This is a genomic window from Vibrio sp. B1Z05 (genome assembly GCF_052955985.1).
Map to the genome: position 1 here is coordinate 1897744 of NZ_CP130463.1, position 24497 is coordinate 1922240.

A 24497-nucleotide genomic window follows, 5' to 3' on the forward strand; every position below is an offset into this window, starting at 1 on the left:
GGCGAAGTATATACTTTGTATATACAAATATTCAAGTTTAATTAGCACGCAGGTACACATAACCATCTAATGCTGCGCCAACATATATAGCAATTTGATTATGACATAACACTAACAACATATAACATAACCGATTGATGCTGTGGGTATTTTTACCCGCAGCATTTTGTACGATTACCCCTTGCGCAAGCCTGCTTGCATTTTCGGAGTATGGTTTTGACGAGGGTTAGACGCTTTCGCCACAATCCAGCTCGATGCACCCACAAGGCTTGCTACCGCCACATCCAAATCAATGCCTTCATCGGATTGTTGTGTCTCTTGCTCAGCGCTAATATCGATTGACTGTGGTGCACCGCTTATTGGCGCAAACTGCGCGTTCATAAATGGTTCAACAATCATCGCCTCAGAAACCGCGGCTTCTGTTGCCTCTGGAGCCAGTGTCGCTTCTTGCTCAGGATCTGCAATAGCTTCCTCTTCAATTGCTTCTTCAGCAGGTGCTTGAGGTTGCGTTTCACTTGGCTGTGTCTGCGCTGTTGACGCTGTTGTAGAGCCGCCTCCAGAACTGGTTGGTAAGAACATGGTGCCCATTTCGGCAAAGGCTAATTCCGCCTCTAGAGTGAATTGAGCCTCAACTTGCGCCTCTTCAGAAGCTCGCTCTTTCGCTATGTCGCTGTAAGCTGATTGAGAGTAAACCTCATCGGCATAACCGCTAAACAAGCCTGTTTGCAAGTGTCTGATTAAATCAAGCTGACCTTTCGCTAATGAGACAATTGATTCAGGTTTCGCCTCGCCGTCTAGCTCGACAAAGGTAAAGCGGCCATATTCACCGACCAATACATCATCACTTAAGTTAGCGTAGAAGAAGTCGCTGCCATTGTGCCCTTGCAAGTAATCTTGTCCATCACCTGCAATTAAGGTATCTGCGCCACCTTCAAATAGGTCAATGGCTTCAAAGACAATGGTGCCGTCTTCTTCTCGGGCAACTTTTGAACCGTCACCACCTAAGATGTCATTACCTGCGCCGCCGTTTATCAGATCTGCGCCGTAGCCACCAAAAATGATATCTCTATCGCTACCGCCAAACAGGATATCATCACCGCCAAGCTCTGAGTCACCTGTTGCAACTTCGATATAACGACCGTTGGCATCATTACTGATATAACCGTCGTCACCAATGATGATGCTTTCGCCTGATGCATTTCGGACGTCATCTTGCCCGACACCCGCGATAGCGTGGTCTTGGCCTGCGCCAAGGCTAATCACATCATCGCCACCGGTCATATTTTCAGTATCGCTACTGGTAATTAGCCTGCGTACGCCGTCAACAAAATCAACTTCACCGTTATCACCGACCACGATATCGTTATCATCACCGGTAGTAATGGTGTCATCATCAAAGCCGCCAAGCACTAAGTTGACGCCATTACCGGCATCGATAGTATCTTTACCACCCAATGCCAATGACGTGGTTTTGGCTTGGACTAAGACGCCTTGCTCATCAAAACTCACTTGCCCATTGTCACCAATAATGATGTCTACGCCGTTGGCTGTTGTAATGACATCAGAGCCATTACCTGCAATTACTAGGTTATCGCCTTCACCTAATCTGACGTTGTCATTACCGCCTAGCTCATCGGTCGTACTACGAGCTGAGGTTAAAATCGCGTTGGCGTTGTAAGTAAGTACGCCGTTATCAGCGATAAGCTGAGTATTGCCAGACGCTGAAACAACAGTGTCATCACCTAAGCCTGCAATTACGCGGTCATCTCCTGAGCCTAACGCAATCACATCATTGCCCGCGGTGCTCTCGTCTTGGTCAGTGCTTTGCATGTTGCGAATCACACCATCGATAAGATCTAGCTGACCGTTGTCACCAAACACCACATCAGCGCCGCTACCTGTTTCCACCTCATCACTGCCAAAGCCTGCAATCACGATATTGTCGCCATTGCCTGCCATAATCGCATCGTTGCCACCGAACTCTAGTGCGATAGATTCAACGTTTAGCAAAGTGCCCACATCATCAAAAGAGATTACCCCGTTATCAGCAATAACGATATCCGCACCATTGCCTGTTATGACTTCATCGTTGCCAAGACCTGCAATGACTCGGTTATCACCCTCGCCAGCGTTTATAAAGTCATCACCGCCAAGTTCTACAGCAGTCGATGTTACGCTTAGTAATACGCCTGCATCATTGAAGTTAAGCTCACCGTTATCACCGATAATGGTGTCTGCGCCATTGCCCGTTAGCACTTCATCGTTGCCAAGACCTGCAATCACGCGGTTGTCACCATCGCCGGTATTGATAAAGTCATCACCGCCTAGTTCTACGGCTGTAGATATTGCGCTTAGCAGTACACCTGCATCATTGAAGCTAAGCTCGCCGTTATCGCCGACAATGGTATCTGCGCTACTGCCCGTTAGTACTTCATCGTTGCCTAGACCTGCAATTACTCGGTTATCACCGTCGCCCGCATTAATAAAGTCATCACCGCCTAGTTCTACAGCTGTCGATGTTGCGCTTAGTAATACACCTGCATTATTGAAGTTAAGCTCGCCGTTGTCACTGATAATGGTATCTGCGCCAGTGCCTGTTAGCACTTCATCGTTGCCAAGACCTGCAATCACGCGGTTGTCACCATCGCCGGTATTGATAAAGTCATCACCGCCAAGTTCTACAGCTGTAGATATTGCGCTTAGCAGTACACCTGCATCATTGAAGTTAAGCTCGCCGTTGTCACCGATAATGGTATCTGCGCCAGTGCCTGCTAGAACGTCATCGTTACCTAGACCTGCAATTACAATATTATTGCCATTGCCTGCTCTAATAGAGTCATCACCGCCTTGCTCTACTGCCGTCGAGTTAGCCTGGATTAAAATGCCTAGGTCGTTAAAGCTCACCTCGCCGTTATCCGCCACGATAATATCGTTACCTTCAGCGGTAGTGATGTCATCAGAACCTTGACCGGCAATGACTAGATTGTCACCAATGCCCAAGGTAATGGTGTCGTCGCCACCTATCGATTCCTCTGTGGATTTTGCATTCACTAAAATGCCAGCGGCGTTGTAGGTAAGAATGCCATTATCCGCCAGAACGTGGGTGTTTCCAGAATCTGATTCTACGCTGTCACTGTTAAAGCTCGTGACCATTTCAATGCCATTTGGCGTTTCAACATACTCTTCCAAGAAGCTATCAAGACCCGCAATGACTCTATCCGAGCCTGCGCCAACCGAAATGGTATCAGCGCCCGCAGTGCTGTTGTCAGTATCACTACTTTGCATGCTGCGAATCACGCCATCGACAAGCTGTACGCTGCCGTTATCACCGATAATGTCGTCATCACCACTGCCAGTAGTAATGGTATCGTCACCAAAGCCTGCGATAACTAGGTTTTGTCCATCACCAAGTGTGATTGAATCATTGCCACCTAAATGTGCGTCAGTAGAAATGGCACTTTGCAGTATGCCTTGCCCGTTGTAGGTCAATGCGCCGTTGTCAGAAATGACATGAGTGTCACCCGAGGTCGAAGTGATGATGTCACTGCCTAAACCTGCCAATACGCTATCTGCGCCAGTGCCTAAATGAATCTCATCGTCACCGAAGGCATGCTCATCACCTTGTTCCGTTTTTAAGATAATGGCGCTATTTCTAAGATCTACTTCACCAAAGTCACCTAGCACCCAATCATTACCTGCGCCTGCTTCAATATAATCGTTGCCTGCGCCGGCTAGGATAATGTCATCATCTTGACCGCCGTAGATCTCATCATCAGCGCGATGGTTAGTATCCGAGGTGCTAACTAAGCTCACCGAGCCTACATCTATAAGCACGCTACCCATGTCGCCTAAAATGATATCGCTGTCTACGCCAACAACTGCCGCGCCTTCAACACCATTTCCGCCCGATAGCGTATCTTGGTCGTTACCGCCAAGGATAATGTCGTTGCCGGCATTACCTAACACGCTGTCCTCACCACCTAGCGTAAAGCCGCTATTGCTAATGCTAGTGACATCACTCAAGGATGTGGAAAGAATGCGGTTGATATCAGAGGATTGATTAATGACGCCTTTATCAGCAATCACGATATCATCACCAAAGCCAGCATCTATGCGGTCATTACCGACCACTAGGCTATCGGAAGTATCAAGATTATCCATTTGCACATCGGCAAGATTTACCACACTAAGTATCTGCGTGCTCAAATCCAGTCTGGTGGTGATATCGATATTAAATCCAGCATCACCATAGATATGATCATCACCGCCGAGAGCAAAGATCTGGTCATTGCCAGAACCGCCTGCAAGGTGGTCACCAAATTCACTGCCTGTGATGGTATCGTTGCCTTGACCGCCAAAGATAGTGACAGAGCCACCAGCGCCTGACGCATCCAAAATGTCGTTACCCGGATTGCTAAACTCACGTGCCTTATCGGTTTTTTCATCGGATGTGGCATTGTAGGTAAAGCCGTTTTGCGTGGTATCACCCAATAAAATCAGCACGCCATCCGCATCACTACCCGTCACGCTGAGAGTATCGCTACCGCCACCGCCGTGGACTACGGTAATCACGTCCGCTGCTGTATAGGTAATCGTTAGGTTGTCATCGCCTTGACCTAATAGCAGTTCCACCACTTCAACATCGGCATACTCAATGCCTACGCCCATACCTAAACCAGTAAGGTTGGTATCAGAAAGGATACCGCTGTCATTTTCTAAACTGCCATCGTTAAAGATATTCAGTACATCCGTTTGCAGAACCTCGCTCACTTCAATGTTCTTAATTGGCAGTTCGCTGTCGGTTTCACTTGGTAGCATAATTGCCACACTAAGAGCGCGAGCTTTACCTTGCGGCACGCCCCCTTCGATAATCAATTTGCCTTGAATGCCGGTCAACGTATGCGGTTGCAATGGCGGGTTTTGTACTGGCTGTCCGGTTTGCTCTTGATAATCATCATTTACCGATAAGGTAATGCTAATCGGCTGATCCCAATTACTGGCATCAAAGCTCACCGTATTGTCATCGGCATTAAATCTAGGGTCTTCACTGCTAAACAGAGTTTGACCGTCGTTTAATAGATTGACCGTGACTGTAGCCGATGGCGCTTTACTCAATACTAAGCTGTACTCATCAGTTTCAGTTTGGCTGACTAAGGTTGAGCCATCAGTTTGCGTCACAATCACCGCGCCGCTGTCGTTATCTGTCACAAACAGCACTTGCTCAGTATCGTCTAATTGATTGTATTGCGAATCAGTCACGGTACTGGTTGTGGTGAGCTTAATGCTGCCTTGATACAGATTTTCTACCGCACTATCATCAATAGCACTGACGCTAAAGCTCTGTGTTTGTGACCAATTGCTATGGTCAAACACCAGCTCTGTATCGCTCAGTGATAGCTGAGAAAGCAGGTTGTCACCAAGTATCTCACTTAGAGAAACTGTCACCAATTCGCCCACTTCTGGCTCAGTGGCAAGGCGCACATCAAACACGGCGCTTGTGCCGCCTTCAGTGACTTGGTCGCTACCTTGTGGCATTAGGATGATATCGGCTTGGTCATTATCAAATACGTTCACCACCACGTTGGCAATATCAAGACGATCAAAGTCTGGATTATCGCTGCTCACGCTATGGCTAATGACATATTCACTCTCACCTTCCATCGCGCTATCGTCGATGGCTTTCACATAAATGGTGGTGTTATCTTGCCAATTCACGCCGCTTTCATAGGTCACAACCAATGACTCGTAGAAGTTAATGTTATCGGTTGATACCAATATGCTGGCTGCTTGACCATTGGTATTGTCTTTATCACTGCTCGAGGCGCGCGCCGCCGATACCGTCACGTAAGCGACAGTCGCCACATTCGGCTCAGCAATACTCAAAGAGAGATCATAGCTGTCGGTCAGGCTGTCTTCATCTACCGTCAACTGTTGCGAGCTCACCGCAATAGCGCCGTTTTCTTCACTGGCTACATTGAGTGAAACGCCGTCAACAAAGATGCCGTTATAGGCGTCATCATCACTAAACACACTGTGGTTAATAAAGCTGCTACGGCCTTCAACAGAGTAAGAGACAATTGGCTGAGTCACATCGCTGGCGACATTAAATACATCTGCGCCTAGACCGCCAATGATGGTGGTTTCTACATCCGCATTAGTGCTTAAAATATAGAAAGTATCATCACCTTCAAGGCCATCAAGCTCGGCAAATTCCACCCCTTGATAACCAATATTTAAACCTGCGCCAAAGATGCCATCTTCGGTGATCATAAAGTTATCATCACCTTCTGTACCTAGCACCACGACCTTATCGCTACCTGCACCGCCATCAATTTTCAGTGCGGCGTTAATGCTGTATTCGATAGTGTCAGCACCTTCTCCGCCGAACAGTTCCACATCCACACTGTTATTAGTTAAACCGCTATCAGCGAGTAGGAAAGCACGTACCACAAAGCTGTCATCGCCCGCTTCACCGTACAACTTGGTGACCGCTTTGTTTGAGTACACCTTGATGCTGTCTTCACCATCGCCACCGTAAATGATCATCGGTAGACTATTACCTCGGCTCAAGAAGCCCAGCGTAGTTTCGGTGGTTTCAATCTCATCGCCTGCGGCAACCGTACCTAGTGAAGCTTGACGATCGCTACCAAATAGCTGACCAACTTGGAATGAATCATTACCAGCGCCGCCATCTAAGGTGACTATGGTTCCAGTATCATCACTGTAGAAACTGTCTGCTCCGTCTAGACCATTGATGATCAAGCGCGCATTGATATTGCCATCGTAGTTAATGCGCTCAACAGCATCACTGTAACCGCCATTGCCGTCATCATTTAGAGCGGCTACAAAGTTGGCGCGAATTAAGAAAATGTCATCACTTGCCAAACCGTTTAAGGTCAGTACATCGGCGCCATCGTTTTGTGCGCCCGAATCTTGCACATCGATAACGTAATCTTTGTCACTGCCACTGCGATTGATAATGTAGCTATCAGTACCGCCTTCACCATCAAGCACTAGCGCATCTTCACGAGTGTTCAGCTGATTGATGGAAATCTCATCATCACCACTACCAGTGTTAATACGAGTATCGCCAAGCAATGTTTGAGTATCCACTAGCACAGAATCACTGCCAGCGCCCATGTTCACCACAATACTGGTAGCATCCAAACTGCCTTGAATAACTAAGCTATCTTGGTCATCACCAGCTGATAGATTAATGTCACCACCTGAGGTCATTGCACCTTGAATATCCATGCTTGCGCCGACATTGGCATCTTGGTCGCCGGTGTCGCCACTGTCTATCTGCACATTGATATCAAGGTCAGCTTGCAGGGTTGCGCCAGATTGTAAGGTAAAGCCATCGCCTGAATTAATGTTGATGTTTTGCGAGGTTTGTAAGCTCACCCCTGAGACAATGGTAATGTCATCAAAGTCGGAGTTATCGGTAGAGGTTAGGTTGATATCCTGCTGGGCGGTCACGCTTTGCGTAACCGTCAGCGGGCTGCGAGTGATCATATTGATCTCCCCGCCGGCGCTAAATCCGCTAGAGATACCTTCCGCTACGCCACCAACATTCAGTGCACTAGTATTTTCAATATAAGTACTGCCTGTTGTAGATTGACCTTGGATATTGCCAACTTGCGTCGCGAGTGCTTTGTCACTGCTACCAATATCTAATGAAGCAAACAGATAGGTTTTGCCAGAAATGACGTTATTACCACTGGCACTGTCGTTTAAGATGCGCCCAGCTGGTGCGGCAATAAAGGCAATCGCCGCAGCGCCCGTTTGAATGGTATTTAAGTACAAGTCACCGCGAGTTTCGGTAAGGTGCGTGTTATTGGCACTGGATACCGTTAGGTTTTCACCTTGGGTTGAACCCGAGTCCACTTCAATGTCGTTACCAATTTGCCCAACGGTATCAAAGCGAGAGGTCAGCGAGATACTCGCGCCAATAATATCAGCAATCTCGGAGGCATCGTCGGCTACCGCATCCAAAATGGCCAGATGCGCGGCAAGCTCTACATCGCCTTGCGCAGACTCAACATGGTCAACATCTAGGTTCTGGTCGGTTTCATTGATGCGAATATCGTTCTGCGCCGTCGCATTTAATACTCCGCCGGTTAGATTAATATCCAGCAGATTACCTAATACGCCAATACTGCCTGCCTCTGCGGTCAAGGTAATGTCTTGCGCTCGAATATTCTCATAGTCATGGTTAAAGCTATCTAAAATAGAACCGTTTAACGCCTGCAAATCCACCTTGCCACCACTTGAATAGATAGTGGCAATATTAAGGTCTGAATTGATCTCAGTAATGTAGATATCTTGCTCGGCGCGAGCGGTCAAAGTGGCATCATCACCTAAATCGATATTGATGCGATTGCTAGCGCTACCAATGGCGCCTGAGCCTGCCTCAAGAATTAAGGTGCTGCTAGCAGAAATCGAAGCGGCAGTACCTGTGGTGTCGGTCAGCGACTGTTTGGACTTGATGCGAACATTGTCACCAGAGACTGAGCCGATCGCAATAGATTGCTCAGAGCCTAAATACACATTGCCGCTAGCCGTGGCGCTAATCACGCCTGCAACCAACACATCAATGTCTTCGCGCTGGTCAATCACAATCTTGTTCACATTGGCAATGCGGTAATCGCCCGCATCCAGTGCTACTACCGATGAGGCAATACTTGGGTCAACCTCTTCTAAATCCATTACCTGCTCAGCAATGCGATTTACTTGATAGATGTCAGAGCCAATCGAAACAAAGCTATCTTGCACTAAGCCAAGGCTTGCCCAGCTTTCGTTTTGCGTATTAATTAAGGTGGTTAAATCTGGCGTACTACTGATTGCTGCCACATCCATAGTCACTGCAATTTCTACACTTAATGCACTTGATGTCAGTGTCATAGTGCTTGCTGTGACCGAAGCAATCTCATAGAAACTGCCTTCATCGTTCGCATTGCCACTGTCACCTGCAGTGCGGATTTGCATACCACTCACAAAACCATCAGCAATCCAACTGCCGCTAGTACGTACTAGCGAATCACCACTGTCGGCTTCAATCACATTTACTTCTACATTTTGCGCGCGCTCTTCCAATAAGAAGTACACATCGTTTCGTTCAGCGGCGGCCAATTGCACTCGCTCATCGTCGCTGTAATCGCCATCAAGGTCGATTTCAACTGAGCCTACCGCAGTACCGATGTCGTCTTTAGTGACAATGGTAATATCGCCGGCTGCTGAAATGTTGGCATCTTCAATAGTGGCTTGAGTATTGGTGATCGGTTTTAGCAAACTACCGCTAATTAGGTTGGTCAGTTCATCTTCCGTCCACACATGCACGCTGCCTGAAAGTTCAGCGCGTTTCTCATCACTTAGCTGATACTCGTATTCAGAATCGTACGCTTCACCGCCATAAGAGGCGTGCAGTGCATGATATTCTGCGGTGCGTTTATTGACTAAGGTTTGAATAGCATCGTCAACGAAGGTTTGTAGTGCATCGCCTGTCAGACCATCTTCGGTACCAATTGCTTGATACACTTCGCGGTAATAAGCCTCTTCATCCACCGATAAGCTGACTTCTTCATCTGCGGTATAAGTGCCATCAAATTGGCCATTGCGGATGTTCCAGTAGGTGCCGTACTCCATCTCACGCGCGGTCACATAGGCATCAATCACATTATCAATTTTATCTTGCGCTGAGTCACTGCCTGCAATCAGCCCTAGGTTTTCCCATAGACCAGTACTCAACTCTTCATAGGTACGCTCATCTCTGGCAGTGGTGTTATTGGCATCCACCAAAGAGCCGTACGAGACATTGATAGTGACATCACCTGCGCTACTGCTGATCTCTTTCGCCAGTAAATCGCCATCAAGTTCACTGAGGTAAATATCGTTAATAGCCAATACCGTAACGCTGTCGTTGTTACCTTCACCACTGTCGACCACTAAAGCTTGGCTCGATGAACCGACATGTGCTTCGGAGCTGATAAAGATCGTCCCGCCGCGCACAATGCCGTTACTGCCAGACTCAGCTTCAATGCCACCGACAGCAGAAAGATAAACGTTGCCGCCAGTATCATTAGCCAGACCATAGGAGCCCGCAGAAGTGATATTGTTGACCACTAATGGGCCATCAGTTTCTACGATATTGATGCGCCCGCCATAGGTGCGCGCTGTAATACCACCGTTGCCGTCATTATTGAGGTTAGTGCGCAATGCGGTGCTTGCAGCATCAATACTGCCATCAACATTGGTTTGCGCGACACCGCCAATATAAGAGGCAGTGAGTTCGATATCTTTACCGCCGACCGAGCCAGTCGCTTGAGTATAAATACCAGCATTGGTGGTGATTGTGGTGGTGCCTTCTGTGTTACTAATCGCACCCTGCACTATCACATCACCGCCTTGATTGGACACGATATCGATAGAGCCTTGCTCTTTACCGGTAAAGGTAATTGCGACGCCGTAATCGGCTTTTATGGAGTGCGTTGACTCATCGCGCACCTTACTTTCATTAACAAATTTAGCGTAATAAGTTTTCTTACCCCACCAAGTACTCTTAGTCCATTTACGCACTAAAGAGGTTTCTGACGTCAACTCAATATGGTTGGTATCAAAGGTGTAGTCTTCATCAGAATCACTCGGTACATATTCAAAATAAGCCCCTTCACCACGCAGTGTTGGCGAACCTAATGGCTCTGGCTCACCATCAAATACCACGTCATCGGGATCTTTAGCAAAGGCATCAATGCCTAACCATGATGAAGTGGCCTCTGTGGTGTAACGACGTTCAAATTGCTCTTGGCCCATAGTCCAAGAATAACGCCAGCCTGATTTCGGATCGTAAGTCATGTCATCCGAACCTGTGCTAGCAACGCCATTGGTGGTGACCGTTACGCCGTTTTCATCTTTGATGTAGGTGGTTTCTAATGGGTTATCTGATGTGCCTTTGGCTTTATCACGAATGATCAATGTGCCTTTACCGCGTTGTGATGCATCCAATCCAAGGATCTTCACATCAAGGTCGGTATTGTTCACCACATCTATGTCAGCATAGCCACCCAACAGTTCAATTTCAGAGTTGCTATTGGTGTTTAAAATGTGCCCTTCAAGCTCAATGTAACCACCGCTAACGCGCATGTCACCCACTACAATTTGATCGTTAGTAGCGTCATAGAAAACTGAGAAATCTTCGCTCGCCACATCAAGACGGACTAGACCGGTCGCGCCCTTAGCTTTTAGCGCATCAATGGTATCTTCCATCGCTTTATCAATGGTGAGATTAAAGCTCTCTTTACCACTTTGAATTTTGCCATTGATATTGATGTATTCAGCGGTAATTGAAATATTATCTGCATAAATACTAGGGCCTGTAATTGAGCGGCCAATAAGATCGGCGATATCCGCATCAGAGGCTTCATCAAGACCATTGTTGCCAATCTCAGCATTCCATTTGGCGTATTCAGCGCCATCCACAGAATACACCGAACCCGGTGGAAGACTTATTACCGTAGAGCCGCCCGTCATCACAACTTGCTCTTTCACATCAATATCGGCGTAGATATTAATGTCACCTTTACCTAGTGCTGTTGAATCTTCACCACTTAAACTTTTCAGTTCAAGCTTGCCACTGCGGTTGGTGACTTCACCGTTTAAGGTGATTGATGGCCATGTCAGTACCGCATTGTTATCTGGCAGGCTAAGCGCCAATTCGGCTTGCTCTTTAGCTAGATCCACATCGTTGATGATGCTAATAAGCGGCTCATCGTCTGTGCCGACATCTTGTCTTTCGCCATTGAGATACACCCCGCCATTTTCCTGCGGAATCGTAATGTCATTCACCACTAGCGAGGCAAGGGTGTGGTTGATAATTGAAACTGACGCATCGCCCGGTGATAACACAGTACCGGTATCGGCGTATTCTCCAGAGCGAATATCAATGCGTCCTGCTTCTGCATGAATGTCGTCAATGGTAATCACAGAAGTCGACAGCTCGATAGAGAAGTATTCACCGCTTGGCGTAACGTCCATCAAGCCTTTTGCTAGCAACTCTTGTTGTAGGCGGTCAATTTCGGATTTGTAGAAGGCTTCGATATCAGTATCAGTGGCTTCACCATCATTAAAGATAGAGAGCTGCTCTTCGGCATACTCAAGGTCTGTAAATAGGCTTGAGCTAAGTGCTTCAATTGAGGTTGAGAAGCTAATGCCATCAGTTTTGCTGACCTCATCAACACTACCGTCATCATTTAAACTGGTAAATTCAATAGATTGATTACGGCGAATACCCGTTTCCAGCGTACCGGCATTACTGACCGTACCTGTAGTGCCAATAGTGACCTCACCGCCAAGGTCGGCAGTGCCACCAATGGCCGATGCCCAGTTAACGGTTTTGGTTTGCGCATCCATATCAGCAAAGCCAAAACGCTCTGAGTGCAGGTTCATTTGACGAGCGGTTTTTACATGTGCGCCCGCAGCAATGGCAATGCTGTTAGCTTGCGATAAAGTGGCAAATGCGCCCGCATCATCAATTGGAATAACGCTATCGGAGAAGCTATCGATCAGCGCGTGAACTTTATAATCATCGCGATTGAAATCAGTATCAGTACCGGCTGAGATATTCACATCGCCATAAGAGGTAATGTCTGCGCCTAAATCAATCAATACTGTATTAACTGGGGTAAGGTTAACCGTAGCGTTGGTGACCGACACCGATACCGCGCCACTAGAGTCTGCCTCAACATTACCTACTGCCGTGCCTTGACCTCGGGCAGATAACTGCAAATCACCTTCAGTAACTAACACGGCGTTCTCGCCAATGCGCACTTTTGCCAGCAATTCATCATCACTGATTTTCAGGGTTGCGCCCGTACCGGCCAGAGCGCCAGTGGCGTTAAGAACCACTTTATCGGTAATGTCTAAATCATTTAACGCATTTAACGCAATGCCGTCATCATCGCCAGTGCCCCAAGCAGTAAGCTCAGCATCGTCACCCACATCAATGGTGGTTGCCATATCCAATACCGTGCGACTGTCTGCGCCAGCGGCGCTAGCAAGACCTACCGCGACGACATCGATTCGCCCACTTTGATTTTTCTGAGCGCGGTTAATGGCATCCACATTAATGTCAGAGGCGGTAATCACTAGATTATCGCTACTGCTTGCCCCATCACCCAATACTACGGCGACATCGGCCGTAATATCATGATCAATCTCAGCACCTGAACCAGACAGTAAACCCCCAGATGCCACTACAACCTTGGCATCAAACTGCGCAATATGCTCGGCCTTAATGTCTAATACGCCGGTGCCTGAGTTTTCACCCAAGATAATCGATGACTCATCATCGACCGTTACCTTGGTATTACTGGTCGATTTAGTCTCTGCGCCAACGCCTGCTCCGGCTAACACGCCGCCGCTGCCTGCTACCGCCAGTACATAGTTATTTTCAGTAGCATTCGCAATCGCGGTTAAATCACCGCCCTGATAATCAGTTGCCGACATGCTGATTAAGGTATCCACATCAGTTTCACTATCGGCAAATACCACACCGGCAGAAATAAACCCAGCCGAGATACCGTAGGCTTCCGATGTTTGTTTAGCATTGGCAAGGGCTTTCACTTCACCATCACCTGCCACCGTGATATCCGAATCTGTCATACCAACATTGATATCACCCGTGACTTCACTTTCAACAAATACCCCTGCGCCAGAAAAACCTAGCCCTAGAGAAACCGAAGCTGCGACCCCTAGGGTATTCACATCATCGGTTGAACTTGCCGTGAGCGTGAAATCGCCACTGGCATCTAAATCAGAGTTGTCGATATCACTGTTTAGGTCGATATCTACCACATTAATTACGCGTGATGCGCCAATCGAGATGGCAAACCCGACAGGGACAAAAGCGCCAGCTATGGTTGCTGCGGCGGCTGTCGCGTCAATGTCTGACGTGCTTGAAGAGGTCACTGAAATATCAGCGGCATTCACTTGTGAGCTGTCTTTAATGTAGCTATCAACATCGGCATACATCTCATTTTCAACGCGCACTGCTGCGCCTGAAACTGCCGCGCCACCTGCGCCGCCAACCACAGCAGCACTACCAGAGCCAACGCCTGAATTAATGGTCATATCCAGCGTAGAATCGATATTCATATCGCCAGTGGCATACACTTGGCTGTTATCGACATAGCTTTGCACCGTTATGCGATCGCTCTCTTTACCAATGTCATTGATGGCCACCGAGCCACCAAGAGAAACGCCGACACCGCCACCTGCGCCGCCAGCACCTGCGACCGAAACTGCCGCTACGGTTGAGGTGATCTTAGAGGTGTTCTCCGCGGTAACGTCCACATCATCCACTGTGACATTAGCTGCGCCAATAGTGCTATTTGCGATATAGGCGCTGGTATCACCATAAATGTAATTGGCCGTTTCAGCGCCTGCGCCACTAATGGCAACGCCACCACCTACGCCACCTGCGGCGGCAATGGAAGCAGCTACAGAGGTCGCGGTAATAGTATTGTCGGTAGTCGCAGTAACGCTAATATCGCCACTGCTTAACTCACCCACATCGGTAATGTAACTTGAGGTATTGGCATCAACGGTATTTTGCGCCAGTGCTACACCGACACTTAAAGAAACACCGCCGCCCGCACCAAAGGCAGCTGCCAATGATGCAGCTCCGGCTTCTGCGGTAATTGAAGTGGTATTATCCGCATCTAAGCTGACCGAGCCGGTATCTATAACCTTGCTAGAGGCTGAGCTATTGTCGATATAGGTTTCAACATCAGCGTAAATATCATTAACTGTGCTCACTCCAGCGCCTGCGCCAGATAAACCGCCACCTGCGCCGCCTGAAATGGCCATACTGCCTGCGCCAACACCGGAAAATACCGTCATGTTACCGTCAGCATCTAGATTTAATGCACCTGTAGCGCTAATGCCGCTGTTTTTCACATACGAACGTACGCTCTGACGCGAGCTGCTATTACCAATATTATTGCTTGCAAGCGCCGCGCCAATCGCCACACCAATACCGCCACCAGCACCACCTGCGCCAGAAACCGCAACCGCGACTACCGTAGCATCAATATCAGAAGTATCTGAGGCGGTGATATCTACCTTACTGGCACTATCAATTTGTGAATTTTCGATATAAGACTGGGTTTCGCCAAAAATGCTGTTTACCGCTTCTGCGCCTGCGCCACTGATAGATACGCCTCCACCCGCACCTGCGGCAAAGGAGGCTGTAGCCGCTACAGAAGTGGCGTCAATATCGTTAGTTGCATTAGAAGAGACTGAAATTGAGCCAGTGCTATCAACCGAACCCGCTCCTTTAATATAGGCAGAGGTATCAACATCCACACTATTGTCAGCAATAGAGATACCTATGGTTAATGTACCGCCGCCACCAGCACCGCCCGCAATGCCTAATGAAGCGGAGCCGAGCTCTGCGGTCTTGGTTGACTCACTGGTTGCACTAATGGCAATGCTTGCCGCGTCTATACTGGCGCTACTTGCACCTGAATTATCAATATAGCTATCAATTAGGGCATAAACATCATTGGTTGCCACCACGCCTGAACCCGCACCTGCAAGACCGCCACCAGAGCCGCCAGCCACAGCCATACCGCCTGCGCCAACACCGGCTGTAATGGTCATTTCACCATTTGCAGTCACTGATAATGCGCCAGAGGCATCCACGCTTGAGTCGTGAATATAGGATGCAACAACCAGTTTATCGCCCGAGGTCCCTATTTCATTTTCAGAAACAGAAGCGCCAATGGATACGCCAACGCCACCACCAGAACCGCCGCCGCCAGACACGGACACAGACGCTACCGTTGCAGTGATATCCGAAACGTTCTCAGCATCAAGGGTTACCGCGCCAGCACTTTCTACATCGGCTCCATCAAGGTAGGCCAGTGTCTCGCCATTAATGGAGTTAATAGAGTTTGCACCTGCGCCACTGACCGCAATGCCGCCACCCGCGCCAAAGGCAATGCCTAATGAGGCCGCCACTGACAATGTATCGATGGTATTATCCGTGCTAGCGTCTAAATCTAATGCACCCGTTGCCAAATCAACATCAGCACCTGCTACATACGCACGGGTATTATTGTCTATCTCGTTACGAGCCAATGCTACGCCAATCGTGATAGCCGCTGAGCCACCAGAGCTAAAGCCTGCCGCCACCGTTGCCGCCGCTGCCACAGAATCTATATCTGAGACGTTACTTGCGTTAACGGTCAGTGATGTACCTTTCAGGGTTTGATTGGCAGCAGAGCTGTTATCTACATACGCATCTACCTTAGAATAAATGTTGTTAACCGCGCTAACACCCGTACCCGATGCTGCTACGCCAAAACCACTGCCACCTGCGGCAATCGCCATTGAGCCTGCACCAACGCCCGCATCAATGTCTAGATCGGCGGTAGAAGTCACCGAAATATTGCCTGTCGCATCAATATCTGAATCCAAAATATTGGCAATAACACCCAAGCGATTGCCTGAGGTGCCAATATTATTTTCAGTTTCTGCGCCGCCTACAGAGACGCCTAAACCGCCATCGGTGCCGACCGCACCGGCAACCGATACCGCGGCAATTTCTGCATTAACTTTAGAAGTGCTGGTGGCCGTGACTGACACGTCACCCGAGCTGTATACATCACTATTCGCAAGAGTCGCGCTAGTACCGCCCGTGATGCTATTCACCGCATTGGCCCCTGCGCCACTGGCGCTGATGGTGCCAGAGCCCCAACCTAGCGCAAACGATGCCGCTACTGAGGTTGCAGTAATGGTGGCATTAGTGGTCGCTAACACACTGACATTGCCTGCTCTATCATCGCTTGCACCAATATCAACATTATCAATTAAGGCAACCGTATTGTTTTCAATGTCATTTTCCGCCAGCGCAACCCCAATGCTTAGGCTGACCGCACCTGACGTTGCCGAGAAAGTGCCGGCAATAGAAGCGCCGACCACCGCACTAGTAATGGTGCTAGTGTCTTGCGCTGTTACTGAAATCGAATCAGCTATCACGCTATGATTCGCTTGGGTAGCCGTAATGCCTGACGTAGTATCAATTTTCACCGTATTATCGGTGGAGGCGCCCACGCCACTTAATGCACCTGCTACGCCATCATTTGAGTTCGCTAGTGCCACTGATGCCGCGACCACGACGGCGGTGATCTCTTGATTACTTTTGGCAAACGTATCGACCGTGCCACTTAGGTCGACACTAGAATCGGTAATAGTGGTGCTAATCGCATTGCCGTTGTCACCACCAATGGAGTTTTCCGCTAATGCCACTCCGATACCGCCGGAGACCCCCGTACCTGTGGTAGCGCCAGCCCATGCAACAGAAGCAGAGACTACCGTGGCGCTAATGTCACCTGAGGCATCGGCGCTCACAAACAATCCGTTCTCTGCTGTAGATGCATCATTTAGCGTTGTAAATTGGTCAATAGTCGTGCCATCAACCAGTGCAATCGTGTCGCCATACACTTCATTTTCTACCGAAGCACCACTGCCCGATAAGGTAATTGTTGTTTCACTGCCACTTTGTAAACCAATAGAAGGCGCAACTACTACCGCGATAATATCGCTGTCGTTATGCGCTTTAACGTCCATTCTCGATGTGTCTAAATCTTCGCTTGGTAAAGTGATCAGGCTATCAACCACTTTAGAGCGAGTATTCATGCGCACTGTGTTGTAACTGACTGCGGCCGCAACCGATAAGCCCACTTTGGTATCAAAGTTTGGCGAGGTATCTTTGCTAACACCTGCGCCAATCGCTACCGACAAAATATCCGCTTCACTGTTGGCTTGGCTGCGCACTTTACCTGTTGCAACGTCCATATCAACGTTGCTAATTAGGGCGTCAATATCTGAATCAATGGTGTTTTCAGCGTAAGTCACCGCCACCGTGCCATTGCCCGCATAAGCCACGCCGAGTGCTACCGCGTACACTTCTGAGGTATCTTTTGCTTCAATATCTACTGCGAAATTATTGCTATCTTTTCCGTTAATTGAGGCTGAACCGACATCAATTAGGAAGGCATCGATATCGTTAATCACATTGTTCACTGACACATTACCGGTAATGGCAATGCTACTGCTGTTCGAGCCAGGAGGCGTATCGGCAACGCCCGATAGCGCCGCTGAAACCGAGGCACTGACCACAGTCGTGTTGTTGATAGCATCAATGGATAGATTATTTAAAGTAAGGCTGTTAACACCGGAAATGCCGGCATCAATATCTACATCGACATCATTGCGCAGGCCAATACCGGCTGCCGCCAAGGCAAACTTTTGCGCCTCTGAGCTTGAGTAAGCGATAGGGAAAGCAAACACACCCGCGTTATCAGTCGCATCGAGAGTTAACGCCTCGGCATTTAAGCTGTTCAAGTTATAAATAGAAGCGGAAGTGGTGTGATCAACGATATTAAAAATGAACGCACCAGAGACTGAAATCCCGTATGCACTGTTATTGGTTTCTGGGGTATCACCGCCCGATGGCGCCACTTTACCTGTCGCCCACGCGGCGCTAATTGCCGAACCAATGATGAAACCATCACTACTGGCCGCCACTTTGACATCGCCGTTAACATCGATATCACCGCTGCGACTGCTAGCGTCTTGCGAGCCAATTTCCGCTTTGGTTACTTTAGTCACGATATTAACAATCGATGATGCGCCCACACCAATGGCGCCGCCCGAAGCACCGCCTCCGGCAATGGTAATAATGTCCACTCGGTTATCGGCGGTAACACTCAAGCGCTCAACACTGCCAACATTGGTGATGCGCGTGCCGACCATAAGATCAACGCCAGACTCAACTTGAGCGTACACATTGCTATCGACAATGTTATTAATAAACAAGCCTGACAGACCTAAGGTGCCTTTACCGTAGCCGGCTGAATAACCTAGGTTAATGGCAAACACATTACTATCTGCATCCACGCTGAGATCATCGGCATAAACTACCGCGCCATCTTCAATAATCGCTTTACTGTTTAGTGTCACGTTGTTGATATAAACGCTGACACCCGCGCCGTTTAGGGATTCTGACTGACCGGTTTTCTCGTAAATGGTTTTTAAAATTGGGATATTTGAGTTAGTCGCCGTCATCAACCCCACATAATCGACTTGTTGATTGATGGTATCTGATTTGATGGCGATATCACGATTGGACGCAGATAAGTCACCTAAAAATGCGTCCACTATCTGGTGATACGTATCCTCGGTCACTTCATCAAAGGTGTTTTCAAGGTCGGTTCTTTGGTTGATCTGCACTGTGCCCAAGACTTTCGCATTGGCATTTTGCGTCACATCTAAATAAGCAAAGTTAAGACCGATAGAGACTTTTGCCCCTGCCGCTTCTGACTTAACGGTGTTATCGATGAGATAAAGATCGGAATCACCACCTAGCAATTGACTCGGCAAGCTAGTGACCTTGTCACCCAATAGCTCCCACTTGCTGACATCACTAAAGTCGGTGCTCGCTAGACGTAAGGTTTGTTGTTCATCACCAATGTATTTGTACACTGCGCCTAAGTAACCGATATCCGGTTGCTGAGATTCGTTGGCTTGCTGCCAATCGTAATCTTTGTAATGAAAACCAACTAAATCGCCGGGATTAACTGTGTAATCCGTATCGATATCACTTGGCTGAATGTAGTCAGGTTTTACGTATTTAAAGGTAGTATCAGGGCTAATAAGACCAGTGAGATTTTCTGTTTTAGCATCTAAGCTAAATTTATCCAGCACATCTATGCGAGTGTTACCCTGTACCAATGCATTGGCATTGTTATCCATGTCCGCAATCATCACCGACACAGCGCCGCCAAACGGCACCTGACTGAACTCACTCTTAGTACCCGTTGAACCTGAAAGCTGTGAGGTTTGCGATACCGAGCTTGAGGTTGAAGACACACTAGTCAGCTGTCGGCTTTCCACGCTCGCATTTTGCGCCAAAGAGCCGCCTACTTGGATATCTGAGCTCTTATCGGCTAAACCAAGCAGCGCATTAGCATTGTTGGTATCATCGGCATAACCAAAGGCAATACCTAGGGTGAATTTTGTAGCTTTAAGACGATCACTTGGGGCAACACGCTTGGTGATAAATTCTGGCACTATGGTCTTAGCCAGTGCGTTAGCGGCTTTTTGTTTATATTTATCGGTAAAGTTATTCAGAATGCTTGGCACGCGATCAACAATCGCTTCAACCTCGGTGCCCCATACGCCATCCACTCGGCCTTGCTTTTGCTCAGCGCTAACCGTCAAATCACCCGCTACAATCACATTACCGGCTAGCGTGGCATTGGTATCACCGTGTTCAATATGCACAGCTACACTGGCGGCCAACTTACCTTTTGCACCCGCATCACTCAGCGCACCAACATAAGTGAAATCGGAGGTGTAAGCAGAAACCTCTAAATCCCCCTCGCCGATAATGGTGGCAGAATCAGAGACTAAAGTAGTGGAATCACTTTCTAATAAGCCAACCGCAATACTGGCGGCAAAGCCTTTAAACCCAAAGTAAGGTTCTGCAGCCACCTTCATGTAGTTTTCAACTTTTGAGGTGATTAATACATCACCTTCGGCAATCACGGTGCCGTTCATTTCTACGTTAGCGTCAGAGCGAATACTGCCGATAGCCACCGAGAACAAAATTGCTAACGGCTCAGACTTAACCCGAGCAATAGAGCGAGATTCTATGGTGACGTTATCCCCTTTGATGATGGCATTTTCATCAATGGTAATGGTGGTATCGACCTCAGAGCGAGAATAACCAACGAACAATGAAGAGCCTTCTAGCTCAGCTTTAAAGTCTTTAATGCTCAGCTCATCAGATTCTATGGTGTCGCCACCATAGTTAACTGGGCTATCCGGGTTTGTTTCGGCAAAGGCGAGAATAGTAACGTCACGACCTTCAATGGTTGCCGCGCCAATAGTGACGCTGGCACTGACATCATCATAGTTATAAAAACCAATGCCTTTGATTTCGTTTCTTGAGTCAGAGGCTATGATGTTGATGTCGCCATTTTGACTTAGTGACAGGCCTTTCGCGGAAATATTAACCCCATCTTCAACCTTAATATGGCGGGCATAAAAGCTGATATCCCCTGCAGTGTCACTGCTATCATCAGTTTCAACATCAGCGCTGACAGTGATAGTGCCGCCTGCTTCAAATTTGATAGATTGACCGACTAAAAAGACATTTGAATCAATGTTTAAATCGCCACTGGATTCATTGACGAAAGAGAAGTTATCGCCAGTAATAGCGGCAAAGCTAAAGTCGTTAACATCAAAGACATCGCTACCACCATAAAAGACCACATCATTACTGGTTGCACTGTCTGATAGCGTCACGTTTACAATATCAAGTGCGGTACGCGCGCCCACATCAATGCGAAATTCATTAATGCCGCTACTGCCTTTTAACTCGGCGGTGGTTTGCGCTGCATCTAATGTCACGTCAATACTGGCACTGCTGGCATCCAATACAGTGGCGCCAGTGGTGGCAATCACTTCCGCATGCTCAATACTATCTAGGCTAACGCTTTTATCGGTTTGTGCGTCGCCCTTCCAGACCAAAGCATCATCTGCGACATCAACTTGGGTGTGAGTAGCGGTGCTAGAGGCAGAAACGCGATCATAACCGCCTAAACCTGTAACCGATAGATCGTCATCATCGATAACAAACCAATCCACCCCTTGCGAACCGACAAAGGTATCACTGCCGCCATTACCACGTTGTGTGCTCAGTTGCGCTGAGGCCATTAAACTTAGGCTAACCCCTGTCAGCATAGAGCCTGAAATTGTATCTGGGTCTAAGCCTAATACCGTTAAAATTGAAGTGTCATCACCTGAGACATTTAACCCAGAAAGGCCTGATATCGATAGCGATGAGCTTTGCTGATCAAACGAAGCAAACAGCGCTCCCGTTTCTCTGTCATCAGCGATGTTGATCATGGCAATCAACTCTTCAAGGGTTTGCGCGGATTGGGGGTCTATTTCTAGAACGGCGCTATCATCATCTAAAGTAAATAACAGCGAAAAATCACTAACATCACTCCAACCTGAGAGTAAGTTAATCTCTGTAGTTTCAGATAAGCCTGAAAAGTCGGTAGCATCAAAGGTATCATCACCATCAGAGCCAATGAGTTCAGCGCTTTCAATGCCCAGCAAGTTGATGATGGCTAAGTCTGTAGTCAGAATATCGTTATCCAGATCAAAGCTATGCGCCGCGCCTGTATTGCCACTCATATCGGCAATCAGGGTATCTTCACCCTCGCCACCGATAATAATGTCGTTTGACTCACCAGAGACATAAATAAAGTCGTCACCACTGCCCGCATCAATCAGGTTGATCCCTTGTGCGCCAACAATGGTATCGCTGCCTTGCTGAGTGGAAATTTTACTGTTACCTGCAAATGCCGATAAATCGACATCATCCGCGCCCACGCTACCTTCAATATCCAAATAATCATTGGCATCAAAGCCCACTAAGGTATCCAAAACCTTAGTGCCAGTCTGAGAGACTGAAGTGACAACATTACCTGTCGAAGTAATAGATTCAATCATTGGCTGGCCCGAATAAAGGCCGGCAAATTCTATGCTAAAGCCGTCAGTTTCGGTGGTAACAATCAGTTGTCCGTAGGCCAAATCCAGTGCTTTTTCGATAGCGCGAGACACATCACGGGCGCGAGCATCCCAAGCAATTTCTTCAGTGACTATGCTTTGTCCATCGACTTGCATCGTAAAGGTGTAACCAGAGCCGCTGGTGATGGTCGGCAATGAAATGGAAAGGATTTCGTTTTCGCCATGCGACAGATCTAACTCATAGTCCACACCAGACACAGCCACGCTCGCGCGGCCATCAAAGGTTTCTTGCACGGTATCTACGCCCGCGCCTGCGGTAATAGTATCTGCGCCGCCAAGACCAATTAAGGTATCGCCATAAGCTGAGGCATAAATGCTATCAGCAAGTTCAGTACCTTCTAAAGTGATGTCGTAATCATTGGCAAGCCTTGCATCTAGGGTATAACCGCTAACATCATCGTCATTGGATAACGCCTTAACATAGATGCTATCAATATCGGTCAAGGTGTCCGTTTCAGTGTCACCTATTTTAAGCGTGTCGCCATCGAAGACTACATTGGCTGCGCGTACCGCAATCAGTTCGTTGCTACCTTCACCGCCGTCTATAGCGTCACTGCCTGCGCCGCCAATAAAGACATCATCACCGATGCCACCGATTAGGTAGTCATCACCCGCACCACCAAGCAAATGCACATCAAGCTCAGAGGCTGAAAAATCAAAATAGTTGTCACCACTGCCACCTTCGGCAGAAAGCAGGGCTAAATCAAATAAGCGAATGCTTTGGTTTTCGGTCTCAGTAAAGGTGGCGCCATCCCAACTGCCGCCTTGATAGATATAATTTACATCGGCATTGTCACTATCAGTCTGAACCTGTAGATCGATGCCCGTACTGCCAGTGTCTCTAAACAAAGCGGTATCATAACCGCCAAATCCATCGACACTATCGCCAAAGCCCACCACAAAAACGTTGTCGTTGGTATCTCCGACAAAACTATCGGCGTAATCAGAGCCAATAACCGTATTCATACCCGTTACGCTATCAAAACCGCTCACCAACTCATTTTCTAGGTCGACGCTGACGCCTTCGCTGTAAAGGCTGTAGTCTAAGTAATCACTGCCACTACCGCCGAGTTCATCAAAGCCTTTAAAGCTAATGCTCGTGGTGCTAGCAGAGTCTAAAATGCCGCCGACTTGGTCATCTAAGGTAGAAACAACCCCTTCGCCTTCGGCACCTATTTGCCAGTTGTAGCTGTTGTTTAAGGCGGCTAAAACATGGATAGAGTCATCACTTTGCGTCGCTTCAATGGCTTCGGTATTTAAAAACTCCACCGTGCCATTGTCACCAAGATTGCCCTCGTTATCGCCGTTAATTTGCCAGTTACTAGTGACGACCGTACTGCCTAACGCCACAGTATCAGTCCCTTCACCACCATCAAATTGGACAATAAAATTACTTTCACCCAGATCAAGGAAGGATTGATCTACGGTCAATGTATCGTCGCTAGCTGAACCGGTAATGGTGATAACGCTAGCCGCGCCAATACTGTCGAGCTTGCGCTCACCCAACACAGCGCCATTGTCTTTGTTATTGATAAGCTGGATATACTGCTCACTCGACGCATTCTCTACTACCTGCAAAGTAACGTCATTGGAGTCAGCGACTAAGGTTGCTAAAGGATCAGCAGATAAAAGCAATCTCGGCTCTAACTGCTCAATGGCAAAAGTATTATTTTGTGCAGGAGTTAACCCCCAGCGAGATGACTTAATGGCACGATTAATTCCATTCATCAAACTCGTTAAGCGAGGTTGTGAAATGGCCTTAATGCTTTGCTTTGATGATTGATTTGCGCCCATTTGTCTATCCATAACTTTAACCTTCCTTGAGCTCTGCC

At 48.0% G+C, this 24497-nt stretch carries 1 protein-coding gene; it reads right to left on the reverse strand.

Features of this window, described 5'->3' with window-relative positions:
• Positions 1-174: 174 nt before the first annotated feature.
• Positions 175-24471 carry an LEPR-XLL domain-containing protein gene (locus QV280_RS08660; RefSeq protein ID WP_152819651.1) on the reverse strand — a complete coding sequence of 8099 codons (24297 nt, stop codon included), beginning with the start codon at positions 24469-24471 and terminating at the stop codon, positions 175-177.
• Positions 24472-24497 lie beyond the last annotated feature (26 nt).